28 protein-coding genes, 1 tRNA gene and 1 other annotated feature are annotated in these 22,531 nt (G+C 35.3%); of the genes, 22 read left to right on the top strand and 7 right to left on the bottom strand.

The genetic code is table 11. The features are described 5' to 3' along the window. Positions 1-126: 126 nt before the first annotated feature. On the top strand, positions 127-696 hold the full coding sequence (locus BCR26_RS12020) for a GNAT family N-acetyltransferase (RefSeq protein ID WP_069699231.1): 570 nt from the start codon (positions 127-129) through the stop codon (positions 694-696). A 39-nt stretch (positions 697-735) separates the two neighbouring features. Here BCR26_RS12020 and BCR26_RS12015 read toward each other — a convergent pair whose 3' ends face one another. Further along, positions 736-1,251 carry an LURP-one-related/scramblase family protein gene (locus BCR26_RS12015; RefSeq protein ID WP_069699230.1) on the bottom strand — a complete coding sequence of 172 codons (516 nt, stop codon included), beginning with the start codon at positions 1,249-1,251 and terminating at the stop codon, positions 736-738. Positions 1,252-1,288: 37 nt separating this feature from the next. After that, the gene (locus tag BCR26_RS12010) at positions 1,289-2,158 is read right to left on the bottom strand and encodes a Cof-type HAD-IIB family hydrolase (protein WP_069699229.1); all 870 of its coding nucleotides are present in this window, start codon (positions 2,156-2,158) and stop codon (positions 1,289-1,291) included. A 187-nt stretch (positions 2,159-2,345) separates the two neighbouring features. Here BCR26_RS12010 and BCR26_RS12005 point away from each other — a divergent pair, with 187 nt between their 5' ends. The 5 genes from BCR26_RS12005 to BCR26_RS11985 all read left to right on the top strand — a co-directional run bounded on the left by BCR26_RS12005 (position 2,346) and on the right by BCR26_RS11985 (position 7,150). Next, entirely contained in the window at positions 2,346-3,029 is a 684-nt protein-coding gene (locus BCR26_RS12005; protein WP_069699228.1) for a uracil-DNA glycosylase, read from the top strand. A 452-nt stretch (positions 3,030-3,481) separates the two neighbouring features. Then, the gene (pta, locus tag BCR26_RS12000; protein WP_069699227.1) at positions 3,482-4,465 is read left to right on the top strand and encodes a phosphate acetyltransferase; all 984 of its coding nucleotides are present in this window, start codon (positions 3,482-3,484) and stop codon (positions 4,463-4,465) included. Between the two features lie 180 nt (positions 4,466-4,645). Continuing rightward, positions 4,646-5,113: a tRNA (adenosine(37)-N6)-threonylcarbamoyltransferase complex ATPase subunit type 1 TsaE gene (tsaE, locus tag BCR26_RS11995; RefSeq protein WP_069699226.1), complete on the top strand. Its 468-nt coding sequence runs from the start codon at positions 4,646-4,648 to the stop codon at positions 5,111-5,113. 1 nt (position 5,114) lies between these two features. Beyond that, entirely contained in the window at positions 5,115-5,636 is a 522-nt protein-coding gene (locus BCR26_RS11990; RefSeq protein WP_069699225.1) for a GNAT family N-acetyltransferase, read from the top strand. 194 nt (positions 5,637-5,830) lie between these two features. Next, positions 5,831-7,150: a 6-phospho-beta-glucosidase gene (locus tag BCR26_RS11985; protein ID WP_069699224.1), complete on the top strand. Its 1,320-nt coding sequence runs from the start codon at positions 5,831-5,833 to the stop codon at positions 7,148-7,150. A gap of 231 nt (positions 7,151-7,381) precedes the next feature. Here BCR26_RS11985 and BCR26_RS11980 read toward each other — a convergent pair whose 3' ends face one another. Together BCR26_RS11980 and BCR26_RS11975 are read right to left on the bottom strand one after the other, a co-directional pair. After that, positions 7,382-8,137, bottom strand: coding sequence for a MurR/RpiR family transcriptional regulator (locus tag BCR26_RS11980; protein ID WP_069699223.1), 756 nt, complete (start codon positions 8,135-8,137; stop codon positions 7,382-7,384). Positions 8,138-8,294: 157 nt separating this feature from the next. Further along, positions 8,295-9,026: an SDR family oxidoreductase gene (locus BCR26_RS11975; RefSeq protein ID WP_069699222.1), complete on the bottom strand. Its 732-nt coding sequence runs from the start codon at positions 9,024-9,026 to the stop codon at positions 8,295-8,297. Between the two features lie 79 nt (positions 9,027-9,105). Here BCR26_RS11975 and BCR26_RS11970 point away from each other — a divergent pair, with 79 nt between their 5' ends. Continuing rightward, entirely contained in the window at positions 9,106-9,552 is a 447-nt protein-coding gene (locus BCR26_RS11970; RefSeq protein ID WP_069699221.1) for a MerR family transcriptional regulator, read from the top strand. 501 nt (positions 9,553-10,053) lie between these two features. On the opposite strand, the gene BCR26_RS19150 is transcribed toward BCR26_RS11970, so the two are convergent. Next, entirely contained in the window at positions 10,054-10,188 is a 135-nt protein-coding gene (locus tag BCR26_RS19150) for a hypothetical protein (RefSeq protein WP_281186549.1), read from the bottom strand. Positions 10,189-10,565: 377 nt separating this feature from the next. Beyond that, positions 10,566-10,967: a MerR family transcriptional regulator gene (locus BCR26_RS11965; protein WP_069699220.1), complete on the bottom strand. Its 402-nt coding sequence runs from the start codon at positions 10,965-10,967 to the stop codon at positions 10,566-10,568. An 81-nt stretch (positions 10,968-11,048) separates the two neighbouring features. On the opposite strand from BCR26_RS11965, the gene BCR26_RS18790 reads away from it, so the two are divergent. The 12 genes from BCR26_RS18790 to BCR26_RS11905 all read left to right on the top strand — a co-directional run bounded on the left by BCR26_RS18790 (position 11,049) and on the right by BCR26_RS11905 (position 21,000). Then, a complete protein-coding gene (locus tag BCR26_RS18790; protein ID WP_084387121.1) occupies positions 11,049-11,273 on the top strand; it encodes a hypothetical protein in 225 nt (74 codons plus the stop codon). Between the two features lie 805 nt (positions 11,274-12,078). Further along, complete coding sequence (locus BCR26_RS11955; protein ID WP_069699219.1) at positions 12,079-12,303, top strand: hypothetical protein; 225 nt, start codon at positions 12,079-12,081, stop codon at positions 12,301-12,303. Beyond that, on the top strand, positions 12,300-12,809 hold the full coding sequence (locus BCR26_RS11950; RefSeq protein ID WP_069699218.1) for a phage major tail protein, TP901-1 family: 510 nt from the start codon (positions 12,300-12,302) through the stop codon (positions 12,807-12,809). Before BCR26_RS11955 ends, BCR26_RS11950 begins: the two co-directional genes overlap by 4 nt. 62 nt (positions 12,810-12,871) lie before the next feature. Then, on the top strand, positions 12,872-13,213 hold the full coding sequence (locus BCR26_RS11945) for a tail assembly chaperone (RefSeq protein WP_069699217.1): 342 nt from the start codon (positions 12,872-12,874) through the stop codon (positions 13,211-13,213). Between the two features lie 56 nt (positions 13,214-13,269). Continuing rightward, on the top strand, positions 13,270-13,554 hold the full coding sequence (locus BCR26_RS11940; RefSeq protein ID WP_084387119.1) for a hypothetical protein: 285 nt from the start codon (positions 13,270-13,272) through the stop codon (positions 13,552-13,554). Positions 13,555-13,569: 15 nt separating this feature from the next. Beyond that, entirely contained in the window at positions 13,570-15,576 is a 2,007-nt protein-coding gene (locus BCR26_RS11935) for a phage tail protein (protein WP_069699216.1), read from the top strand. Between the two features lie 13 nt (positions 15,577-15,589). Continuing rightward, positions 15,590-16,357 (top strand): distal tail protein Dit, encoded by a 768-nt coding sequence (locus BCR26_RS11930; protein WP_069699215.1) that lies wholly within the window; start codon positions 15,590-15,592, stop codon positions 16,355-16,357. Beyond that, the gene (locus tag BCR26_RS11925; RefSeq protein WP_069699214.1) at positions 16,354-19,086 is read left to right on the top strand and encodes a phage tail spike protein; all 2,733 of its coding nucleotides are present in this window, start codon (positions 16,354-16,356) and stop codon (positions 19,084-19,086) included. The genes BCR26_RS11930 and BCR26_RS11925 overlap by 4 nt, the downstream gene beginning before the upstream one ends. 27 nt (positions 19,087-19,113) lie before the next feature. Next, positions 19,114-19,989 carry a phage baseplate upper protein gene (locus tag BCR26_RS11920; protein WP_069699213.1) on the top strand — a complete coding sequence of 292 codons (876 nt, stop codon included), beginning with the start codon at positions 19,114-19,116 and terminating at the stop codon, positions 19,987-19,989. After that, entirely contained in the window at positions 19,989-20,219 is a 231-nt protein-coding gene (locus tag BCR26_RS11915; protein WP_069699212.1) for a hypothetical protein, read from the top strand. The genes BCR26_RS11920 and BCR26_RS11915 overlap by 1 nt, the downstream gene beginning before the upstream one ends. Beyond that, positions 20,216-20,554, top strand: coding sequence for a collagen-like protein (locus tag BCR26_RS11910; RefSeq protein WP_069699211.1), 339 nt, complete (start codon positions 20,216-20,218; stop codon positions 20,552-20,554). Before BCR26_RS11915 ends, BCR26_RS11910 begins: the two co-directional genes overlap by 4 nt. Continuing rightward, positions 20,554-21,000: a hypothetical protein gene (locus tag BCR26_RS11905; protein WP_069699210.1), complete on the top strand. Its 447-nt coding sequence runs from the start codon at positions 20,554-20,556 to the stop codon at positions 20,998-21,000. Before BCR26_RS11910 ends, BCR26_RS11905 begins: the two co-directional genes overlap by 1 nt. Positions 21,001-21,055: 55 nt before the next feature. Here the strand turns inward: BCR26_RS11905 and BCR26_RS11900 are convergent. Beyond that, a tRNA-Arg gene (locus BCR26_RS11900) sits at positions 21,056-21,129 on the bottom strand. A gap of 173 nt (positions 21,130-21,302) precedes the next feature. Further along, positions 21,303-21,386, top strand: a sequence feature (ribosomal protein L21 leader region). Positions 21,387-21,405: 19 nt separating this feature from the next. On the opposite strand from BCR26_RS11900, the gene rplU reads away from it, so the two are divergent. Genes rplU through rpmA form a run of 3 tightly spaced genes read left to right on the top strand, consistent with a single transcriptional unit; the run spans position 21,406 to position 22,387 of the window. Then, positions 21,406-21,714, top strand: a complete 309-nt coding sequence (gene rplU / locus BCR26_RS11895) for a 50S ribosomal protein L21 (RefSeq protein WP_069699209.1) — start codon at positions 21,406-21,408, stop codon at positions 21,712-21,714. A 31-nt stretch (positions 21,715-21,745) separates the two neighbouring features. Next, positions 21,746-22,084, top strand: coding sequence for a ribosomal-processing cysteine protease Prp (locus tag BCR26_RS11890; RefSeq protein ID WP_069699208.1), 339 nt, complete (start codon positions 21,746-21,748; stop codon positions 22,082-22,084). An 18-nt stretch (positions 22,085-22,102) separates the two neighbouring features. Continuing rightward, positions 22,103-22,387 carry a 50S ribosomal protein L27 gene (gene rpmA / locus BCR26_RS11885; protein WP_069699207.1) on the top strand — a complete coding sequence of 95 codons (285 nt, stop codon included), beginning with the start codon at positions 22,103-22,105 and terminating at the stop codon, positions 22,385-22,387. The last annotated feature ends 144 nt before the right edge of the window (positions 22,388-22,531 follow it).

The raw sequence follows: 22,531 nt of genomic DNA, 5'->3' as shown, positions 1-22,531 counted from the left end.
TGGTGCTAATTAAAGCTATGGTCTACCTAAAACCAAAGGATAATGAGAAGATAGTAAAAAAAGCTTGTCTGCCATGATTTATCCTTAGATAAATGATAAACTAAAATGAGAAAGTGAGGAATATAAATGATTCGTTTTGCAACTAAAGAAGATAGTCAAGCTATTGCACCATTAATTTTAGTTATTTTAAAGGATATGGAATTGCCGTTATTAGAGGAAGTTTCTGAACCAATAATATTATCCGTTCTGTCAGAAGCGATTAAAAATCCAATTTACCGATTTGGTTATCAACGTGGTCTTGTTTATGAAGAAGACGGCGAGGTAGCAGGTGTAGCTTTTGGATATCCAGCAGAGGATGAGCCCATCATTGATGAACCGTTAAGACGAGCATTGAAAGAACATGATTTAAGCCAAGATATTAAGCTGTTTATTGATCCTGAAACTTTACCAAACGAATGGTATTTAGACTCTATTTCAGTCAATGAAAAGTACCGAGGGTTAGGAATCGGTTCTAAGTTATTAGATGCATTACCGGAAATTGCCAAGCGTGAAGGAAAAAAAGTCATAGGTCTAAATGTAGATAAAGAAAATCCAGCAGCAAAAAAATTATATAGTAGAAAAGGATTTAAGGATATCACTGAAATGACAATTAGTGGACATCTTTACGATCATATGCAAAAAGAAATCAGCGAATAAATTTCGCTGATTTCCTTCTTCTAAATAGGTTCTATTTATTTAACAGATTCGCAAATCATTGAGTGGTTTGCGATTCTTTTTTTTCTTTCTATTGTACAACCAGTAATCTAGGACGGCTGCAATGCAGATACATAAGGGGGCATTTTCATCATTTGCTACATTTAAACAGAAATAATCACCAGAAAAAAGGGTTGTTTTATTCATGTCCATAATCTTATGATTTCTTTGGAAGATGCTATAGTAATGATTTCTAATGTCTCCAATAACAGTCCAATTCAAGTGTTGAATGTAGTAGAAGTCAGCATTAAGATTTAATAGTTTTTGTAAAACTCCGACTTTTTCAAACCCTTTATATAGCTCAAAGCGAGAACCAAAAATTAAGGAGACTTGCTTAATACTAGCAACTAATTCCCCGTTCATAGCGTATAGAGAAAGGACATCCCCTTTAGTTCCCCAACTGCCTACAAGTAAATACAAAGATTTTCCATCAACGTCTTTTACGATCGTTCGCGTAACTAGTCCTAAGTGTTGTTCTTGGATAAAGTATTCAGTCACTAAGCATCACCCCTTTGCTAGTTCAAAAAACTTAACGTTATAATTCTTCACGAATGGCCCGCAAAATTGCTTCTCCGACACCGTTTTCTAAATTGGTTGAGGTTACGTATTTTGCGTAATCTTTCACTTCAATTTCAGCATTTCCCATTGCAAAACTAACTCCAGCCCACTGAAGCATACTAACGTCATTGAAGTTGTCCCCAATCGTCATTACTTCTTTTGCATGAATGCCACGATCTTTTGCAACTTGAGCGACAGCAATCCCTTTTTGGGCATTTCGATGATTGATTTCGATATTATTTTGGGCAGAAGACGTCACAATTAAATCATTTAGTTTCTCGATTTCAAGACTGGCAGGTCCTAATACTTTTGGTCCCTCAATACTAAATCCGATAATTTTTAACACTTCAATATCATCTTTTGCGATTAATTTATGGATATCTTGAATATAGTTAATGTTTAACAATGCTAGATGTGCAGAAGCCATAGCAATAGCAACCTTGTAGGTTAAATGGGGCATAGTTGTTGCAATATGAGAAGCGAAATTTTCAATTCTTTTCTCTTGATGTTCTGAAAAAATCCCTTGGTTGGTAGAGACTTCATAGTAAATATTGTTTGCATCCAAAAGATCTAATACTTTGTTTGCTGAAGCTTTCTCGATACCAGCAGTAAAAATACTTTTTCCACTTTTATCAAACACTTGAGCACCATTTAAGGTAATCATAGCACAGTCGATGCCAGCTTCCTCTAAAGCGGGTAAAGCTTCTAGCCGCGCTCGTCCCGTAGCAACCATAAATTCAATGCCATGTTTTTTAGCCTCACGTATTGCAGAGATATTATCCTGAGAAATACTCATTTTTCCGTCTAACAATGTTCCGTCCATGTCTGAAGCAATCAATTTTATCATAAATATTCTACACCTCGTTTATTTAACTTATCTATAGTTTACCACGTTTTTTGAATTTCAGCGCAAGAAAAATCCTCTTGTCAGAATCAATAAAATTAGTTATGCTAAAAGAATAAAGAGAAGATGAAATGATCGTTGAATGAGTCCGTTCAAGTCAACGATAAAAAGTGAAAAGGAGCTTTCAAACATGAAAACGATTATTCATAATAGTTGGCAAGAACAATTACAAGATGAATTTACTAAGGAATACTATTTACATTTAAGAGAATTTTTAAAAGAAGAATACAGCCAACAGACTATTTTCCCAGATATGTATGATATTTTTTCCGCACTAGAGTTAACGCCATACGAAGAGGTCAAGGTAGTCATTTTAGGTCAAGATCCTTATCATGGTCCAAATCAAGCACATGGATTGAGTTTTTCTGTACAACCAGGAATCAAAACACCGCCTTCTTTAGTGAATATTTACAAAGAGTTGCAGAGTGATTTAGGTTACCCCCCAGTTTCTCATGGTTTTTTAGAAAGTTGGGCTAAACAAGGAGTATTGCTTTTAAATACAGTTCTGACGGTTCGAGCAGGTCAAGCCTATTCTCATCGTGGACAAGGTTGGGAACAATTAACAGATGTGATTATTCAAAAGCTTAACGAACGCGAAAAGCCAATCGTCTTTATATTGTGGGGAAAGCCTGCTCAAGAGAAAATGAAAATGATTGATACTAATCGTCATGTTATTATTACAGCACCACATCCAAGTCCGTTATCTGCCCATCGTGGATTTTTTGGTTCAAAACCATTTTCAAAAGCCAATACAGCGTTAGAGAAATTAGGAGAGTCGCCAATTCATTGGGCATTACCTGAAACAGTGTTGTAAAACAGGGGGTATCTGTTATAGTGCAGAAGTGATTCTTTGTGAAAATGTAATCAGAGAGCCTTTTTTTCACTAATACAGCTATAAATAACTGTTATTTTCTTTGAGAATGGTGTATCATTAGTTTGTCATATTGTTTATCGTTTGGATTCAAGTGATTAAGGAGAAGAAATTCATCTCCATTTTACTGAAAACACTAGTATTGAGGCTGTTTGACTATAAGTTTTTTCTTATAAGTTTCAGATTGTATAAAGAGTCACTATTCTTATTTCAATTCCGTTGAATCATACTTCATAATTAAAAGTGTCATCAACGTAATTCAAAATAGAGGAGACACTTTTTCGTTCGCGAGCTTCATTTTCTGCTGTTTCCAGTAAAATCAGTTTCATAAAGTTCGATGGAATAAAAAATATTTCAAAGACGAACGGGTATAAAAACAAATTGGAGGGTACATCGTGGAATTATTTGATAGTTTAAAATTTAAAGTTATTCGTCGTAACATCAGAATTGTTTTCCCAGAAGCGACCGATTCACGTATACTTGGAGCGGCTGCGCGATTGAAAGCAGAAGAGTTAATGGAACCTATTTTAATTGGTAATCCGGATGAGATTGTTAAAGCTGCTCATGCGAGAGGAATCAAAACTTCCAACTTTACAATTCTTGATCCAGAGAATTATGATCGTTGGGATGAAATGGTGGCTGCTTTTGTTGAACGCCGTAATGGTAAAGTAACAGAAGAAGATGCTCGTAAAATTCTGAAAGACGTTAACTATTTTGGTACGATGCTTACGTACATGGGGATTGCTGATGGGATGGTTAGTGGTGCTATTCATTCAACAGGCGACACTGTGAGACCAGCATTGCAAATTATTAAAACAAAACCAGGTGTTAGCCGTACAAGTGGTGCAATGATTATGGTACGTGGACGTGACCAAGAAAAATACATTTTTGCGGATTGTGCAATTAATGTGAATCCAACAGCACAAGAATTGGCTGAAATTGCTGTAGACAGTGCTAGAACAGCAGAATTATTTGATATTGAACCTAAAGTTGCTATGATGAGTTTTTCTACAAAAGGATCTGCAAAAGCACCAGAAGTAGATAAAGTAGTAGAAGCAACAAAAATTGCACAAGAATTAGCTCCTCAATACCAAATTGATGGCGAGTTACAGTTTGATGCTTCATACGTGTCATCAGTTGCTCAATTAAAAGCGCCAAACTCAAAAGTTGCTGGTTCAGCGACAGTCTTTGTTTTCCCAGAGTTACAATCAGGAAATATTGGCTACAAAATTGCTCAACGTTTAGGCAACTTTGAAGCCATTGGGCCAATCTTACAAGGATTGAACAAACCGGTTTCGGATTTATCTCGTGGTGCGAATGAAGAAGATATTTATAAACTTTCAATTATTACTGCTGCTCAAACGCTAATGAGTGAATAGAAGATAAGAGATTGACAGAAGTTACTGATTTTATAAATTAGTAGCTTCTGTTTTTTGCTAGGGCAAGAATATTCTAGGGAGAAAAAAATTTTTTAACCTATTTGTTGTAGTTATTTTTTTTAGAATTCGGTATACTACTTTACATAGAAAGAACAGAGGAAACAGATAAGTAGGTGGAAAATGGATATTAATGTAAAAAAACCAGAAGAAACGGAGAAACTTGCGAAAGTAATTGGTTTGTCTGCTGTAGCAGGGGATACAATCATCTTGACTGGGGACTTGGGCGCTGGCAAAACAACGCTGACAAAAGGAATTGCACTAGGGTTAGGAATAGATCAAATGATCAAAAGTCCGACATATACGATTATTCGAGAATACCAGCAAGGACGGATTCCTTTGTATCATATGGATGTTTATCGGATTGAAGAGGGTGCGGATGATTTGGCGCTGGATGATTACTTTGAAGGAGATGGATTATCTGTCGTTGAGTGGGGAAAAATGCTAGGAGATTTTTTACCTGAAGATTATTTGGAAATCACTTTTACAAAAGATTTGACTGATATAGAAAAACGAGAGATTCATTTAGAAGCTTTTGGAGCGAAGTCAGAAGCATTTTTGAAACGAGTGATAGAAAGATGGGGGAAATAAAATGACTGAAGTAGAAGTGACTGTACGAGAAGCAATCCCTGATGATGCGGCTGAGATTTTAACCACTTTGAAACTCATTGGGAGTGAAACCCCTTATTTAGTTATGGATGACAAAGGGTTAGCGATGTCAGTAGAGGAGATGGCTCAAAATTTAGCAGATATGTATGATTCTCCAAATAATGTCTTGTTAGTGGCTTTAGTGGATTGTAAAATCGTCGGTACAGCCTCTGTTAAAGCGTCAAATAAGGGACGAATGGAACATATTGGTGAAATTGGGATTAGTATCTTAAAAGATTATTGGGGCTTTGGCTTGGGACGCTTAATGATGGAAGAAGTGCTTCAGTGGTCTAAAGAATCTGGAATTATTCGTCGTCTGGAACTAACGGTGCAAGAACGGAACCAGCGAGCAGTCTCTTTATATGAGAAAATTGGTTTTAAAACGGAAACGATTATGGAAAGAGGAGCTAAGACAGATACAGGGGAATTTTTGAATGTTCACTTAATGAGCAAGATGATTGATTAGTGTCTCACTAAGAGAGTAGCAGTGGTGCCTACTAAAGATGGCCTACTGCTTTTTTATATATAGTTACAAAATGTGACAATAATGGTACAAATGACATTATTTTGAACCTGTAACCAGTTGTTGATTTGGGCTATATTATTTCCTGAGATGGATTTATACTGAAGGTAGATAGTTAATTAGGAGGCCAAATACTTATGTCAAAAGGAATTAAGATTGTAACCATTGGTGGAGGTTCAAGTTATACACCTGAATTAGTAGAAGGATTTATTAAGCGCTTCGATGAGTTGCCCGTTAGAGAATTATGGTTAGTTGATATTGAAGCAGGAAAAGAAAAACTTGAAATCGTTGGTGCGATGGCCAAACGGATGGTAAAAGCAGCAGGTGTTGATTGTGAAGTACATTTGACTTTAGATCGTCGTGAAGCACTAAAAGATGCAGATTTTGTTACGACACAATTACGTGTTGGTCTTTTAGATGCTCGTATTTTAGATGAACGTATTCCTTTAAGTCATGGATTGATTGGACAAGAAACAAACGGAGCAGGTGGAATATTTAAAGCCTTAAGAACTGTACCCGTTATTTTAGATATTGTAGAAGATATGAAAGAGCTATGTCCAAATGCTTGGTTGATAAACTTTACAAACCCAGCTGGTATGGTGACTGAAGCTGTTTTAAGATATGGTAAATGGGATAAAGTAGTTGGTTTATGTAATATTCCAGTGAACGCTGTTTTTGAAGAAGCAGAAATTTTAGAAGAAAAACCAAAAAATCTATTCTTCCAATTTGCAGGGATTAACCACTTGCATTGGCATACTGTCGTGGATTCAAAAGGAAATGATCGGACAGATGAATTGATTGGAAAAATGTATGGTCAAGAAGAAGCGAAGTCTATCGTTGCAAATATTAAAGACAATAATTTAATTTTTGAACAAGTTGAAAATCTACACATGGTTCCTTGTCCTTACCACAACTACTATTACTATACTGATAAAATGTTAGCTGAAGAGCTTGAGGACTTTAAAAATAACGGTACTAGAGCTGAGAAAGTAAAACAGATTGAGCAAGAGCTATTTGATTTATACAAAGATCCTAAATTAGACTACAAACCACAACAACTGGCAGAGCGTGGTGGTGCTCGCTACAGTGATGCGGCTTGTGAAATCATTAATTCGATTCACAATGACAAACGAACAACAATGACTGTCAGCACAAGAAACAACGGAACAATCACTGATTTACCGAGTGACACGGCAGTGGAAGTAACTTGTATGATTACGGGTAAAGGGCCGATTCCTTATACTTTTGGGAGCTTTGAACCTAAACAACGTGGCTTACTTCAACTAATGAAGTCAATGGAATTACTGACCATTGATGCAGCTGTAACCGGTGATTATGGAACTTTACTACAGGCCTTCACAATGAATCCATTAGTAACAAGTGGTGATGTGGCAAAACAAGTCATGGATGAATTATTAGAAGCACACAAACAATATTTACCAAACTTTTTCAATTAAGTAAAAAATGAATCGTAAAACTTACTACGATTAGAGGGGAAACTCACCCGTCGAGAAGTTTACTCTCTAATCATAGGAAAGAGGTTGCGACAGAAGTCGTTTTGGGGCGAGAAATTGGACCGCAAAACGCGCAATAGGTTCTATGTATTGAGTGATTTGCGGGGAATTTCCGAAGATCCAGACTTTTGACCACCGTTTATTCGGATTTAGAGGATGAAACAAAACTGATTTTTAGTTTTGTCCCATCCTCTTTAATTTTTGCACTTCTTTTGCTAAATATTCAACAGTGTAAAGCGCTGGAACTTGTGAGGTGATATCACTATCTCCAATTCTTTCAGTTGAAATATAGTAAGGAATGTTAACATTGGATAGTTTAGCAATCGTAGATTTTTCACTATTTGTAATAGAAATAATAGCACTATCGTTGGTAATAAAATGATTCAAGTAGTTGATGACAGCATCGTTTTCACCACTAACAGAGAGTGCGATGACACAAACATTTTGCGCTATACTTTTATTAAAAAAGTTAACGGGATGATTAATAGGGTCTTCAATATGAAAAGCCATACTAAAAATAGAGGAAAAATAAAGTGCACCGTACTCTGCCATAATATTTGATGAACCTGTTCCAATAAAGATAACAAGCTCTTTTTCAGCTAATAATTTTGCGGCTGCTTGGATTCGTTCTTGATAAAAAGATTCTGTAGAACGTTGAATAAAATGTGCGAAGGAAGTTTCATCTACTGCATGAGAAGTTGGTTGTTGAGCGAGCGACTCTTGGTAAAGATTTAGCTTAATTTTAAATTCTGAAAAGCCCTCGCAACCAAATTTTTTGCAAAAACGAAGGATACTAGCAGTGCTACTGTGAGTTTCTTGAGCTAGTTCTCTAATTCGCATATAGACCACTTTATCGATATGTGTGGCTACGTATTTATAAATTTCTAAATCAATTGTGCTTAAATCAGGAGTATAGTCTAAAAATAGCAAGGTTTGTTCACCACTTTCTGTTGCTAGTATAGCATAAAAATTCGAGAGGAAAGAAAAAATGATTAAGTAAAAACTAAAAAAGTTTTCACCTAATCACGAAAGCGTTACATTAACAAAACTGAAAAGTACTACCTAAAGTAGCTGTTTGATTAATCATTTACGCGTTTTGTTTTGTAGCAGCAATTAATACTTCTCTTATTGAAACTTCTTGAGGCATGTCGTACATATATTTAACCGTTTTTGCTACATGGATTGGATCTAATGTTAGTCCCCCCATACTTTGCTTCCATTGTTCGTATTCAGATAAAGCTTTGTCATCGGTCGTATGGGTCAGAAGCTCAGTTTCAGCAGCACCAGGAGCCATTACGAGGACACGTACGTTATCCCCAGAAACTTCTTCTCTAACTGTTTCAGATAAAGCATGAACGCCAAACTTGCTGGCTGCATAAGCCGCATGGTTACCAAAAGTCTTTCTACCCGCGATAGAGCTGATATTAATGATAGTTCCTGTTTGGTTCTCTTTCATTGTGTCAAGAACAGTTTTCATTCCATTTAAAACACCAAGTACATTCGTATCCATCATATTTTTCCATTCATTGATATCTTGATTCCAGATGTTACCCAATAGCATTACCCCAGCATTATTGACTAATAAATCGACAGGCCCATAGATTGCTGTTGCTTCATCAATCGCTGCTTGAAAGGCTTCGTAATTTGTTACGTCTACTGATTTTACTAGTACATTTGAGAAATCTAATGCTAATTCTTTTATCTTGTCAATTCTTCTGCCAATCAAAAGCATTGGATGTCCTTCTTTATTAAAGAGTTTCGCCATTTCAGCACCAAAACCAGAGCTTGCACCTGTGATTACAATTAATTTTTTTGTCATTATGTTTCCTCATTTCTTGATGATATAATATTATCATACACGTTAAAGTATACTTGAAGTCAAGGAAAGGGTGTTTTTTATGTATAGCATTAGTCAGGTTGGAAAAATGATGGGGTTTACTCCCGCAACATTACGCTATTATGAAAGTGAAGGGTTGCTACCTTTTGTAAAAAGAAAAGAAAATGGTATTCGTTATTTTGAAGAAAAAGACTTAGACTTGTTAGCAACCATTCGCTTTATGAAAGACACAGGTGCCTCGTTGGGAGACATTCGTAATGTCATTCAGTTAGTTATGCAAGGCGATGAAACTTTACAAGAGCGCTTAAGCTATTATTTAGATCAAGAACAAAAAATAAAGGATAAAATCCAGCAATTATCAACAGATTTAAAAAAAGTAGCATGGAAAATAGAGTATTATCAAAAAGCGATTGAAGCTGGAACGGAAGAAGTCAATCAAGGAGAAGCAGGGCTTTATGACTTATTTTATAAAGATTTTGATGTTGACATAGAGAAAAAAGCTAACTAATTTATAATAGGAAATTTTGGTAAAGATTTGCTTATAGGGGGTGATACTAAGCTCTAAGCTATATCAAAAAATACGCTGAAATCTGATTTTTTTCGCAACTATTCTGGCGATATAGAAAGAAAAATGCGTTTTCGTGGTACATAAGTGAGTCTTTATACTGGGTGGGTTAGATGATCAGTCAAGAAAATATTTGTCGTTGTATTCTTCAGATACGACCTAGGATAATTAGCTATTTTCTGTAGAAAAAGTGGAGTTCGAGACAAAGTATCTATTCGCTTAAGAAAGGTAGGGGGATTTTACAGGAAATTCCCTTGATCTTTCTGATTCAAAGTAATTCTAGTGTGATCTCTAAAGAAAATTTGCGTTAGAAACCCACTTTATAGATCGTATCTTCATCTTTAAATGTCATTTTAGTAACGTACGAGCTTTTCTATGAGGAGAATCTTTTGTGAAAACGTAGTAACATTGGAAAAGATTGTAAGAACTTCTTTCTCTCGCTTTTTATTCTGATTTAGAGAACCAAATAAAATGATAAATATAACTTGCTTGGCTGGTGTGAATTCGGTATTGGAATGGATTCATAACAGCCAATGTCATTTTTATTGATAACAGTGACTGGATTTTTGGTGATATCAAACAAATTTTCAATAATGAATGTGTTCTTTTCATTTTTTTCTTTATTAAGAATTTTTCCCACGAAACGAAAAGGAGTTCTTTCAATATTTATTAGGAAAATTAAAAGTCTAAAATAATTGAATATGAAAGTTGTTATCTTAAGAGAGAACTTGATCTATAAAAAAGCGGGAGGGGATACTCGGAGTATAAGGTTGTGGACATAGAAATAATCTGATTATAAGAAAAAATAGTTCTTGCAGAAACATTCAACTATTACAAATTGCTGAATGAAACTGTTAACTGCTTAATCAAATAGAGCATAAAATTTAGCGTTTAGTAAAAATAGATGGGAAACGGGAAAAAAGAGCCTACTAAAAAAAGTAGGCTCCATTAGATAGTTAAACGGATTGAAGTTTATTTTTTTCAGCATCTGTCTTACGTTTCTCTTCTAACATGTTGTTGTATATGTTAATTTTATTGTATAAAAACTTGATATGTTCAGCAACCTCTTTTTGCTTCACAAATAGAACGTCTGCTTGCTGATAAAGTAGCTCAAGTCGGATTTCAATTGTTTTATCACCTTGATATCGCAATTGAGAATAATACTTTATATTTTTCAGTTTCATACCAGTCAATTTGAGCTTTTTTATGAATTCTAACCAGCCAATATCACTTTCTTCAAATACGCGTCGATTATTTTTATCTCTATTGGGAATTATTAGGCCTTTTTTTTCATAATAACGAATAGTGTCAATCGCCAAATCTGTTATTTTAGAAAACTCTCCAATACTGTAACTCATAATTTTAATTTCTCCTCACTTGACATAGAGTGTACTTCATCAGTTAACACATACTACCATAAGGTGAAAGTAGGTTCAACTATGAGTTATGACAACTATGATTTAGGATCTGAGGCTCTAAATAAATTAGATAAGGGAGCTAGCAAAGGAGCAATAAAGAATATAGAAGACATTGCACCTGATGTATCAGACTACATTATAAATTTTGCTTTTGAAGAAATCTATAAGCGGCAATATCTAGACTTAAAGTTAAGACAAGTAATTTCGCTAATCGCATTAATAACGCAAGGAGATACAGAGTCTTAATTGCATACATACATTAAGGGTGCTCTAAATTTTGGATGGAGTAAAGAAGAAGTCATCGAAATATTCACTCACTGTATTTCATATGTCGATTTTCCCAAAGCACTTGGTGGTGTTAGCTCTGAAAAAGAGTTTTTTCTGAAATTTGACCATCCACTACAAAATAATCTATACAATCACGTATTTGCGACACCAAATTTTTAAGCTTTTAAGTTAATACTAGCTTTTGTAAAATGAAAATGGTATTCATTATTTTGAAGAAAAAGGCTTAGATTTGATAGCCTCGATTCGTTTTATGAAAGATAGAGGTGTCTCGTTGGGAGACATCCGTAACGTTATTCAGCTAGCCTTGGAAGGCGATGATACCTTACAAGAATGTTTAGCTTGCTGTTTAGAACAAAAAAATAAAGGATAAAATCCAGCAATTATCAACAGATTAAAAAAAGTAGCATTGAAAATAGAGTACTACCAGAAATGGATTGAAGCTGGAACCCAATAAGTGAACCAATGAGAATCCAGTCTTTATGCCTTGATTTATAAAGCTTTTGATGTTGTCGTAGAGAAAAAAACTAATTAATTACGAGAGAAAAAATCTCGGTAACAATGTATTTTAAGTAAGCCATAGTAGTTCGTAAACATACGATTATTATGGTTTTTTTATTATGCATAAAGAAGCAAGAATAGTGCAAGAAAGTTGGCATACTTTTAGAAGATAAGTGGGAGTTTTAGTTAAACGATTGATTGTATACTGTTGTTATCAAGCAAGAGAGCTAGTCGCCCGGGACTTAAAATGAGAGGAGATGTCTAATTGAAAAATCGTATTTTTTTATTAAAAAAAGAAGACAACCATTTTTTTCAACAGCAAGATAAGACAATAAAAAAGCAATTACAGATTATCAAAAAGCTGCAGAAAAGAGTACATGAAGAACAAAGACGAAAAAATCAATTAGCATCTCAATTGAAGCGATCGCTTAATTATATAGAGAAACTAAAAAAGAGTAACAGAACTTTAAAGGAGGAAATGAATAAATGACAGCATTAAGTGGAGTAGATGTAGTTTGGCGTTTTCGTTTAGCAGAAGATGAGGGCAATGAGAATGCATGGGGATTAGCTTATAGTACAGAAAATGGTTATTCAAAATCAAAAGAAAGTGAAGCTACTGTGACAAAAGATGGTAGCGTTGTGACTCCTGGAGCAACAGAAACAACTGTTACGGCAACGACACTATATAAAATCGGATCAACTCAAATCGATAAATTAGAAACTGCGATGGATGAAAATAAGCGTGTTCAAATTTGGCGCATTAATACAAAAGAAATTGGGACTGGAAATAATGAAGGAAAATTTAAAGCAAAATATTTTGAAGGCTATTTCACTTCGTTTGAAGAAACCGATTCAGCTGAAAGTAAAGTGGAGTATTCTTTAGAGTGGGCAATTGAAGGGACAGGTAAAAATGGTTTTGCTGCTCTAGAACTGGACACTTCAGAAGGTGGAGATTATACCTTTAAAGATACTGTAAAAGTAGCGCCAACCGTATAAAAATATGAATAACATCTAAGAGGTTAGCTTAACTAGCCTCTTTCAACCTAGGAGGAAATATTGTGGAATTAACAATAGATGAAAAATTATTTGAATGTAAATTTGGCTATGGATTTTTAAAAGAAATTAATAAACGATATTCTGTAGATCGTGGAGGAATGCAGCTAAAATTGGGAATCGGTGCAATCGTTTCTAATTTAATGTTGTCAGATGTCGATACTTTGTTTGAAGTTCTACTTATTGGCAATATGACAGAAAAACCTCGGATGACAGTGAAACATCTAGAAGAATATGTTGAAAAAAATGGTACGAAGGACCTTTTTCAAGAAGTGATGGATGAGCTAAAAAAGTCGGAATATACCGGAATGATGACCAGCAAGATGTTGGAAGAAGCTCAGACGTAAAAGAGGTTCACTTTGATGAAATATATGACCAAATCCGTTTAAATTGTTTACGTTTTTTGAAAATAGAAGATTTAAAAGAGATTGATCGTTTAACCATTATTGAATATGAATTAAAAATGAAAGCTTATCAATTAAGGCAATTAGACCGACAATATGAAATTCATATGCAAGCGTGGGCGACTGTAATGGCTGGACAAACGAAAAAAGGAAAACCAGTTTTCAGAACTTTTGAAAAATTCTTTGATTACAAAAAAGCAGAACAAAAATTATTAGGTAGAAAAAAAGAAACATCACCAGACAAAGAAAAATTACAAAATTGGATTGCCAATTTTAATTCATAGGAAAGGAGGAAAAAAGTGGACTCTAAAATAAATATAAAGGCTATTCTAAAAGTTGTAGATGGAGGTTTGAACGGATCGTTAACACAAATAGCTGAAAATACTGCTCGATTAGAAACACAGATTAATCATCTGTTTTCATCTGTTTCAGATCCCAGTGCGGTAACAACCGCTTTTAATGGTGTTAAGGACTCATTTAAAGATTTGAATATGACTTTAGCTAGCTTTGGTTTACCTTCTATTGAATCAATGTTTACAAACTTTGGTTCACAGGCAACTACCCAGCTAGGAAAAGCTGCAGGAGCGTTTAACACACTAGGTAAAAAATCACAGGGATTAACGGATGTTGTTTCAACTAGTTTTAGTAAAATGCAAGCGCCATTTAAAGATTTACCTACAAAAATGTTAGATCCGTTTATTTCGTTAGATTCTAAAGTAATGGGCTTTACAAAAAATCTATCAAAAACAGTGACAAGTCTAGCCCCACAGATGGAATATGGAATGGTGTCTTTAGAATTAGGAGTGGGCAAAGTATTAAATAAATTAGATTCAGGCGCACTAAATGTAGCTGGTTTTTTTGAATCTATTTCACTAGGATCAAAAAAAATGGCTGGAGAAGTACCTTTAATTACAAAGGCTTTTGGCGGTATCGGTCAGGGAATACAAAAATCTGCTGGAGTAGGAACGACAGCTTTGACTTCAATGGTTCAGGGCTTAACTTCTGTAATGGGCTTTGCATTAAAAGCTTTAGGGCCTGCTGCAATTCTAGGAGTTGCACTCGTTGGATTTGGTATGTTGGATAGTCAAATGGGGGGACAGATTTCAAAGATGATTGAAACTGTTACAACAAAAGGTCCTGAAATGATAAAAGGTTTTGTCAGCGGAATTCTCGCTAAACTACCAGAATTGATGAACTCTGGGGCTCAAATTGTTTCGGGATTAGCTTTAGCGATTTCTGAAAATCTTCCAGTCATAATGCAAAGTGCAATGGCGTTGTTGAATGGATTAATTGATGGAGTCGTAGTCAATTTACCCACACTGATTCCGGCAGCATTGATGATTATTGAATCTCTAGCAACTAGCTTATTGGAATTAGCACCACAATTGCTGTTAACTGGATTGAATTTACTTATTTCTTTAATAGATGGGATTTTAGCAAACCAAGGCCAACTTGTTGCTACAGTTACTACAATTATTGAATCATTTACCAAAAATATTACAGATAATTTGCCACAAATTCTGGATAAAGGGATTGAGATTTTAGTTAAACTTGCAGAGGGGATTGCTTCAGTGTTGCCTCAACTAATTCCAGTAGCATTAAAAGCTATCACAACTCTAGTCAGTACGCTATCAGAAAATTTACCGAAACTGTTAAATGCAGCTGTAGAGATTGTAGGGAAATTATGTGAGGGCTTGTTAGCGAATTTACCACAAATTTTATCTGCAGCAGTGGAATTAATTTTAGCGTTAGTAATGGGAATTGGAAATAGCATTCCAAAAGTTATCCAAGCAGGTGCAGAAATTCTATTGAAATTTATTGAAACATTTGGTAAGGCTCTTCCTGACTTAAAAGATGCAGGAATGAACTTGATGAAAGGATTAATAGACGGGATTGGCGGTATGGTTAATACAGTCATTGAGACAGTTAAAAATATTGGTAAGAGCATTGGTGATACGTTTAAAAATATCTTCAAAATCCATTCGCCTTCACGTTGGATGCGTGATGAGATTGGCGCGATGCTACCAGCCGGTTTAGCCATCGGAATTGAGAGAAATGCATACGTAGTGGATCAAGCGATGGATCATCTAGCATCCGATATTATGTTGCCTAGTTTAGATAGTTTGAATCAACAAGTAGATACCGTACAAAAACTATCCGTTCATTCTAGCAGTGCACAAACACAACAAAACGAAAAACAACCTGCAACATTCAATATTAAACTAGGAAATCAAAACTTTAAAGCATTTGTTTCAGATATTTCAGAAGCGATGGGGCAAGATGCTGCGATTAATTTAGCGTTTTAGAAGGAGGAAAAAGATGTATTATTTTGAAGATACAAAAAAGAAATTACACAAAGATGAGCTGATTCTTCCTTCTTCTGCGATGATGTATGACGGTGTCCATATCGAAAAGATAATTGCTGGTTATCGAACATTGGCTGTAACTGGCAGAGAAATGCTATCAGTTAATATTGAAACAGAAGAGAGCCAGATTGGGAGCATTAAAACCAACCAAACATTACCCGCCAGAGTGATAAAAGTAACGTATCAATTAATTGGTAAAGACGCTGAAGAGTTGCAGAAAAAGTATCATAAGTTGATGCAAGTTCTATACACAGAGGAAGAAGTAGAAATTCGATTTAAAGATGCCTTTGACTATCATTACTATGGACAATACATGTCGACTGATGAAGTTCGAGGAGACACAAACAGCATTATTTCTAGTTTTGAACTATTGTGTAAAGATCCTAGAAAGTATTCTAGACTTTTTAAAAGCGATGGAGATATTGTTTCATACCTACCTTATTTAGTGACACCAGAGAAAATTGAGGTTGAAATTAGAAATGTTGGCGGTTTAATGGTAACAAATGGCACAGAACAAATTAGCTGTACAAGTAGAAATTTTCAACAAGGAGATAAAGTTGTTTTTGATTTTAAAATGGGAAAAGTATTTTTAAATAAAGTAGATCAAACCTTTTTACTTGATTTAGCAAGTGATTTTGAAAATTTTTATTTGAGACAAGGCCAAACGATTAGCAGTAACAATGGAAATATAACAATATCTTATAGGGAGGTCTTGCTATGAGTGAAAGTGTTTATTTTTTTAATGATTATCAAAAATTAATTCGAATAGTGAATGAAGAGCACTTACTAGAAGTTGTTCAAGAAAAAGAAATTACCATGAATCAAGAAGAGCTGATGCACGATACCTTAACTGTAACAACTAGTTATTTAGAGGAGCTGAAAAAAGCGGCTTATATGGCTGTTAAAGAATCAGATAAATCTTTCAGTTTGTATAGAATTGTGATGGATAGTGATCCCGAAAATAAACTTAGCTTTACTGGAATCAATTTTGCTCCAGATGAATTGGATTCTTACGTTGTAAACGATTTTCATGCAAATAATGAACCCATCAGAACGATGCTACAACGATTATTGCGAGAAACGGAATGGACATTAGGTTACAGTAGCAATAATTTGCCAACTATTACTGAAAAATTTTCATATATTTCCATTCGTGATGCCCTAAAAATAACCCAAACCCATGGTTGTGAAATCGTCTTTAAATATAAAATAAGCGGGAATGGCATTCAAAAAAAATGGATAGAAATCCATCAAAGAATTGGTAAGTATAGCAATCAACGTTTTACTTATGGCGATAAAGCACTAAGTATTGTAAAGGAACAGGATCGTAATCAGGTTTATACTAGTTTGATTGGTCGTGGTCGAGGAGAAGATGTTGGAGATGGCAAAGGAAATCGTATCGAGTTTGATAAAGTTGAATGGAAAAAATCCAAGGGAAAACCGTTAGACAAGCCGAAAGGTCAAAATTGGCTTGAGATACCAGAAATGACAAAACAATACGGAATTCCTTTAAGTAATGGCGATATGCGTCGAAGAGAAAAGGTGATTATTTTCGACGACGAAGAAGATGCTGAGAAATTGTTACAAAAAACCTATCAAGCGCTAATAGATTATTCCCGTCCACTGGTTCAATTTAAAACAGAAATCTTGGATGGAGACATTATCGGTAATACAGTTACCATTCATCGTCATGATCGAAAATATCATTATGAGACACGTATTTTTAAAGTGAAAATAGATCGTTTAACAGGAAAAATAGAATCCAGTTTAGGCGATAACATCACAAATAATATCGTGAAGGTCGCTTCTGATTTAAAAGGAAATGTAGCTTCTCTAGAAGAAAAAAAGACAACTTTTTATGATTCAGAAGAAATTTCAAAATGGCAAGACGACGTTTTGCGAGGAGCCAAAGGTGGATCAATTCGCATAATGAATGGAATTGAAACCGAAAAATCAGACAGTCGTGAACCCTACCAAATGGTATTTATGAATGGAATAACAGTAGAAAAAAGTAAACACTTTTTGATAATGAATTCAAGTGGAATTAGCTTTGTCAAAGGTAATTTAAATAATAAACCAGAAACAGCTTGGACGATTGACGGCGAACTCAACGCAGATTTTATAAAAGGTGGAACATTAGAAGGAGTTAATGTTAGGACAAGTTCAGAAAGAGATAGTCAAATAAGACTACAATCTAATGGAACGATTGTCGTATACAACAAAAATAAAGCTGAAGAGATGTTTTGGATGGGATCGGCTGGTAATCATTCAGTGGTTGGTTTGACACACATTGAAGGGTATGGTTTTCAGATTGGAACGGCAACAAACAAAGAAGATAGAGCGAACAATGCAATTTTCGAAATTCCTAAAGAAGCAAAAGGTTCAAATAAATTATATAAGTTATATGGAAATGGGACTCTAAAAGGAGATATCAAAATTGAAGGTCGCTTGTTTTTGAATGGTAAAGAGGTTATTCATGGACAAGGTGGTGGATCCGGTGGTGGAAATACAGGGGGTGGTACTTATCCGCCAGACTTAACAACAGATGCTGAAAAAAGGGCTTGGGATATTTGGGCATTTTTGCTTGCAAATGGTTATTCAAAACAAGCAACAGCTGGAATTCTTGGAAATATTCAAGGAGAGGTGGGGTCATCTATGAACCCTGATACTGGACAAAATGGTGGACCTGCCTATGGTTTGGTTCAATGGGACGGCTCAAGTTATCCACTTGTTGGAAGCCAGACAACAAATGGTCGAGAGTACGTACAGCGACTAATGGCTGCTGCCAGAATATCAGAGGATTATACTACCTTGTCTGCACAGTTAAAACTAATTAGCTGGTGTATGTATAATGGACAGTGGATTGGAGCAGTAAATCCAACCAGTGTTGAAGGATTCAAAGTCTGCAATGACATTTACACAGCAACGTTTGCATTCCTAAAAAACTTCGAACGTGCTGGAATTGAACGATTACAAGAGCGGATAGATGCAGGAAATTATTGGTACCACAAACTCAAAGATTTAGAAGCAAGCAGTGGAGGGTTTGTTAAGCCTATTTTTGATCCTATAACTGTAACTAGTGAATTTGGTTGGCGAACAAGTCCAATTACTGGCGCGCAAGAGCTACACAATGGAATCGATTTAGTAAACGGTAATCCTAATACCCCAATCTATGCAAGTGCTGCTGGCCAAGTGGTCGTTGCAGCCAACTATCCAGAGTGGTATGGCCTATATATTGTTATTAAACATTCTGATGGCAAGTATACAGGTTATGCTCATAACTCTCAGTTATTAGTCTCACAAGGACAGACAGTCAAGCAAGGTCAGCAAATCGGCGTGATGGGAACGACAGGACCTTCAACAGGAAATCACTGTCACTTCCAAATTATGAATGATATTTGGCCTAATAATAACGGATTTTATAATCCAAGAGACTTTGTCAAATTTTAAAAAAGATGTAAAGGAGGAATACATGGCATGTCTATAATCTATCCAATTTTTTTATCAAGTACACAACCGAATGATAATATACCAACGATGCTCATTCGACAATTTGATGAAGGTAGTCAAGTTTTAGATGTTACAATTACTGAATTTGGAAAACCAAAGGATATTACTGGAATGACCCCATTTTTTTGCGTGAAACAAGGACATCATACCGGCTTGGGTTTATCCGAACAGAAAGTGACTAAAATCATTGATGCTAAAAAAGGGAAAATTCAATATACATTAACAAAATATGATATGCAAAATATCGGTGAAAATATCGCTTATTTTAGTTTTAGAGAATTACAAAAAGATTTAAACTGGAAACAACAATTTTCGACTAGGGACTTTGTCTACCAAGTAAAAGAAAGTATTTACAACGACGGTATCAAGGATAGTAATTATATTTGGACTTTTGAGGAAATTTTACGCTATTTTACAGAATGGGTAAAAACCTGTCAACAAACTTATGACAACTGGTATGTTGTAGCAGAAAAAGAGCTGCAGCGAATTATTGCTGAGTTCCATAATTGGATTTTAACTAGCCAGAAGGAATATAAAGAATGGTCCGGTGATAAAAAATCAGAATTTGAGCTATGGTTTAACGCAATCAAAGACATTCTAAATGAAAATGCCGCAGCGAATCTTTTAAACAAAATAGAAGAGTTAAAATTAGCACATTTTACTTTAAAAAGCGGAGAAACTGGCATCATAAGAACGATTCGTGATGATAAGTTCAGTTTAAATCATACAGTAAAAAAAGTAGCAACGGTTGAACATAAAAAAGAAGATTCAGCGTTAGTGATAGCTGAAATCGATAACCAAAGACAAAATACCTTTTTCTTAAGAAAGGTGGGAACTGTTTAATGGCACATGAAGTTGAAGTAAAAAAAGTGATGGAAACAGATGAATCAGGTGTACAAAGGCAAGTTTTTCCAGAAACCCATGTATCAGCAATTCTCGGTTTGGAAAAATTTGGCTCATCAGGAGTAGGTGTGACATCTATTAATGGTAAAACTGGCGATATCACATTAACAGCAAAAGATTTTGGGGTTGCAGAAAGTAAAATAACAATCGAAAAGGTGGGAGTAGTATGACAGATATCGTTGAATTAAAAAATGACGGCGTCGTTGTTTTTCCAAAGACACACGTGAATGCAGTCGAAGGATTGACCTCAGTAAAAGGTGAAAAAGGTGATACAGGAGCGACTGGACCACAGGGACCGGCTGGAGCAGTTGGACCACAGGGAGTAAAAGGAGCTACCGGCGCAACAGGAGCACAGGGGCCTAAAGGAGATCAAGGACCTGCTGGAATTAATGCCACAACAACGGCTGTAGCAACTCAAACAACCAATGGTTTATTGAGTGCGGCAGATAAGAAAAAAATCGATACATTACAAACAATAACTTTTAGTAAGGTGGGATCAGTATAATGGCAGATATCGTGCAATTAGAAGAAAATGGAACAGTGTTGTATCCAAAAACACATGTGAGTGCGGTTACTGGATTGGCAGATGAATTAAAAAATAAAGTAGATGTTCAAACAACAGAATGGATAGATATTCCATTAATAAATGGAGTTTCTGGAACTTTAGAGGGACGATTAATAAATGGAGTTGCCTTTTTACGTGGAAATGGTATTCAGGCAAATAGGGACAGAGGAACTTGGCTGATAATGGGGACAATTCCAACTAAACTTAGACCAGAAGCAGGAAAAACATTCTACGTTGTAGGTGCACCAAGTGCCGGTTCTACATCGTATCCTGAACAAAATTCTGCAACATTTCAGTTTAATGGAAATGGTCAACTGTTCATTTGTAACTGGACAAACGCAACAACTTCATTTTATTTGACACTATCTTATCCAGCATCTAGTTAATATTAAATAAAAAAACGACTAAACTTCAATTAAAAGAAGTTTAGTCGTTTTTTTATACGCCAAGAGAGATTCGAACTCCCGACCGCTCGCTTAGAAGGCGAGTGCTCTATCCAGCTGAGCTATTGGCGCAATTAGTTGTGTAACACAACAAACATTATTATAAAGAAGAAGCTAGGTAATGTCAATCAGAAATTAAAATAACAACGAAAAAAATTTAAAATGAGCAAATAGAGCGATCAAACAAGTTTTCATTGACGTGACTTTCATATTTTGGTATGATATTAATGTTGTAATTGTGGACTCCACAGCTACAACCGCACAGAACAAGTTATGTTAAGTACCATTCGTTTGAAGGGTCACTTGGGATGGCGAGTCTAAGTTTAAAAGAAGGAGGTGCTTTATAGCATGTACGCAATTATCAAAACTGGTGGTAAACAAGTAAAAGTTGAAGTCGGTCAAGCAATTTACGTTGAAAAATTAGACGTAGAAGCTGGCGAAAAAGTTGTATTTGACGAAGTTATTTTAGTGGGTGGCGAATCTACAAAAGTAGGTGCTCCAACTGTTAAAGGTGCAACTGTTGAAGGAACTGTCGAAAAACACGGCAAACAAAAGAAAGTCGTTACTTTCCAATACAAACCTAAGAAACATTCACACCGCAAACAAGGTCATCGTCAACCGTATACAAAAGTTGTCATTGATGCAATCAACGGGTAATCGTTGTTTAAGAAAGAAGGCCTGCTAATTTATGATTAAGGGCTCTTTTAAGCGAAATGACTCGGGTCAAATCGTTTCATTTGAAATAACTGGACATGCTGAAGCAGCAGAACCAGGTGAGGATATTGTTTGTGCAGCAGTATCTGTCCTAACTTTTAGTACATGTAATGGGATTGAGGCCTTAGCGGGTTTTGAACCGATTATCGATATGGATGAAAAAGAAGGCGGATATATGTATGTTGAGACAATAACTGATATTAATCAAGAACAAGTCAATATTTCTCAAATCTTATTGGAAAATCTATTATTAGGTTTACAATCTGTTGCAGTAGAAAATTCTGAATTTGTTCAGATTACAACTATAAACTAAAATAGGAGGTGCAGACGAATGTTAAAAATGAACTTACAATTTTTCGCCCATAAAAAAGGTGGAGGTTCTACTTCCAATGGTCGTGATTCAGAATCTAAACGTCTAGGTGCTAAACGTGCTGACGGACAAACAGTTACTGGTGGATCAATTTTATACCGTCAACGCGGAACTAAAATTTACCCAGGAGTAAACGTTGGGATTGGTGGAGATGATACTTTGTTTGCTAAAGTTGATGGCGTAGTACGTTTTGAGCGTAAAGGCCGCGACAAAAAACAAGTGTCTGTTTACCCAGTAGCACAATAATAATTGAACTAAAAAATTCTATTCCTTGTTTCATAGGGAGTAGAATTTTTTTATTTGGAAAATTAAAGAATTGAATACCATAGTCAATGCTATTTATTAAAACTAGTGAATTGATTTTTTTCTAAAAAAAATTTAGTTTGCAAG

This window comes from Enterococcus rivorum, assembly GCF_001742285.1.
GTDB classification, from domain to species: Bacteria; Bacillota; Bacilli; order Lactobacillales; family Enterococcaceae; genus Enterococcus_L; species Enterococcus_L rivorum.
This window is presented reverse-complemented; position numbering and strand designations above follow the sequence as displayed.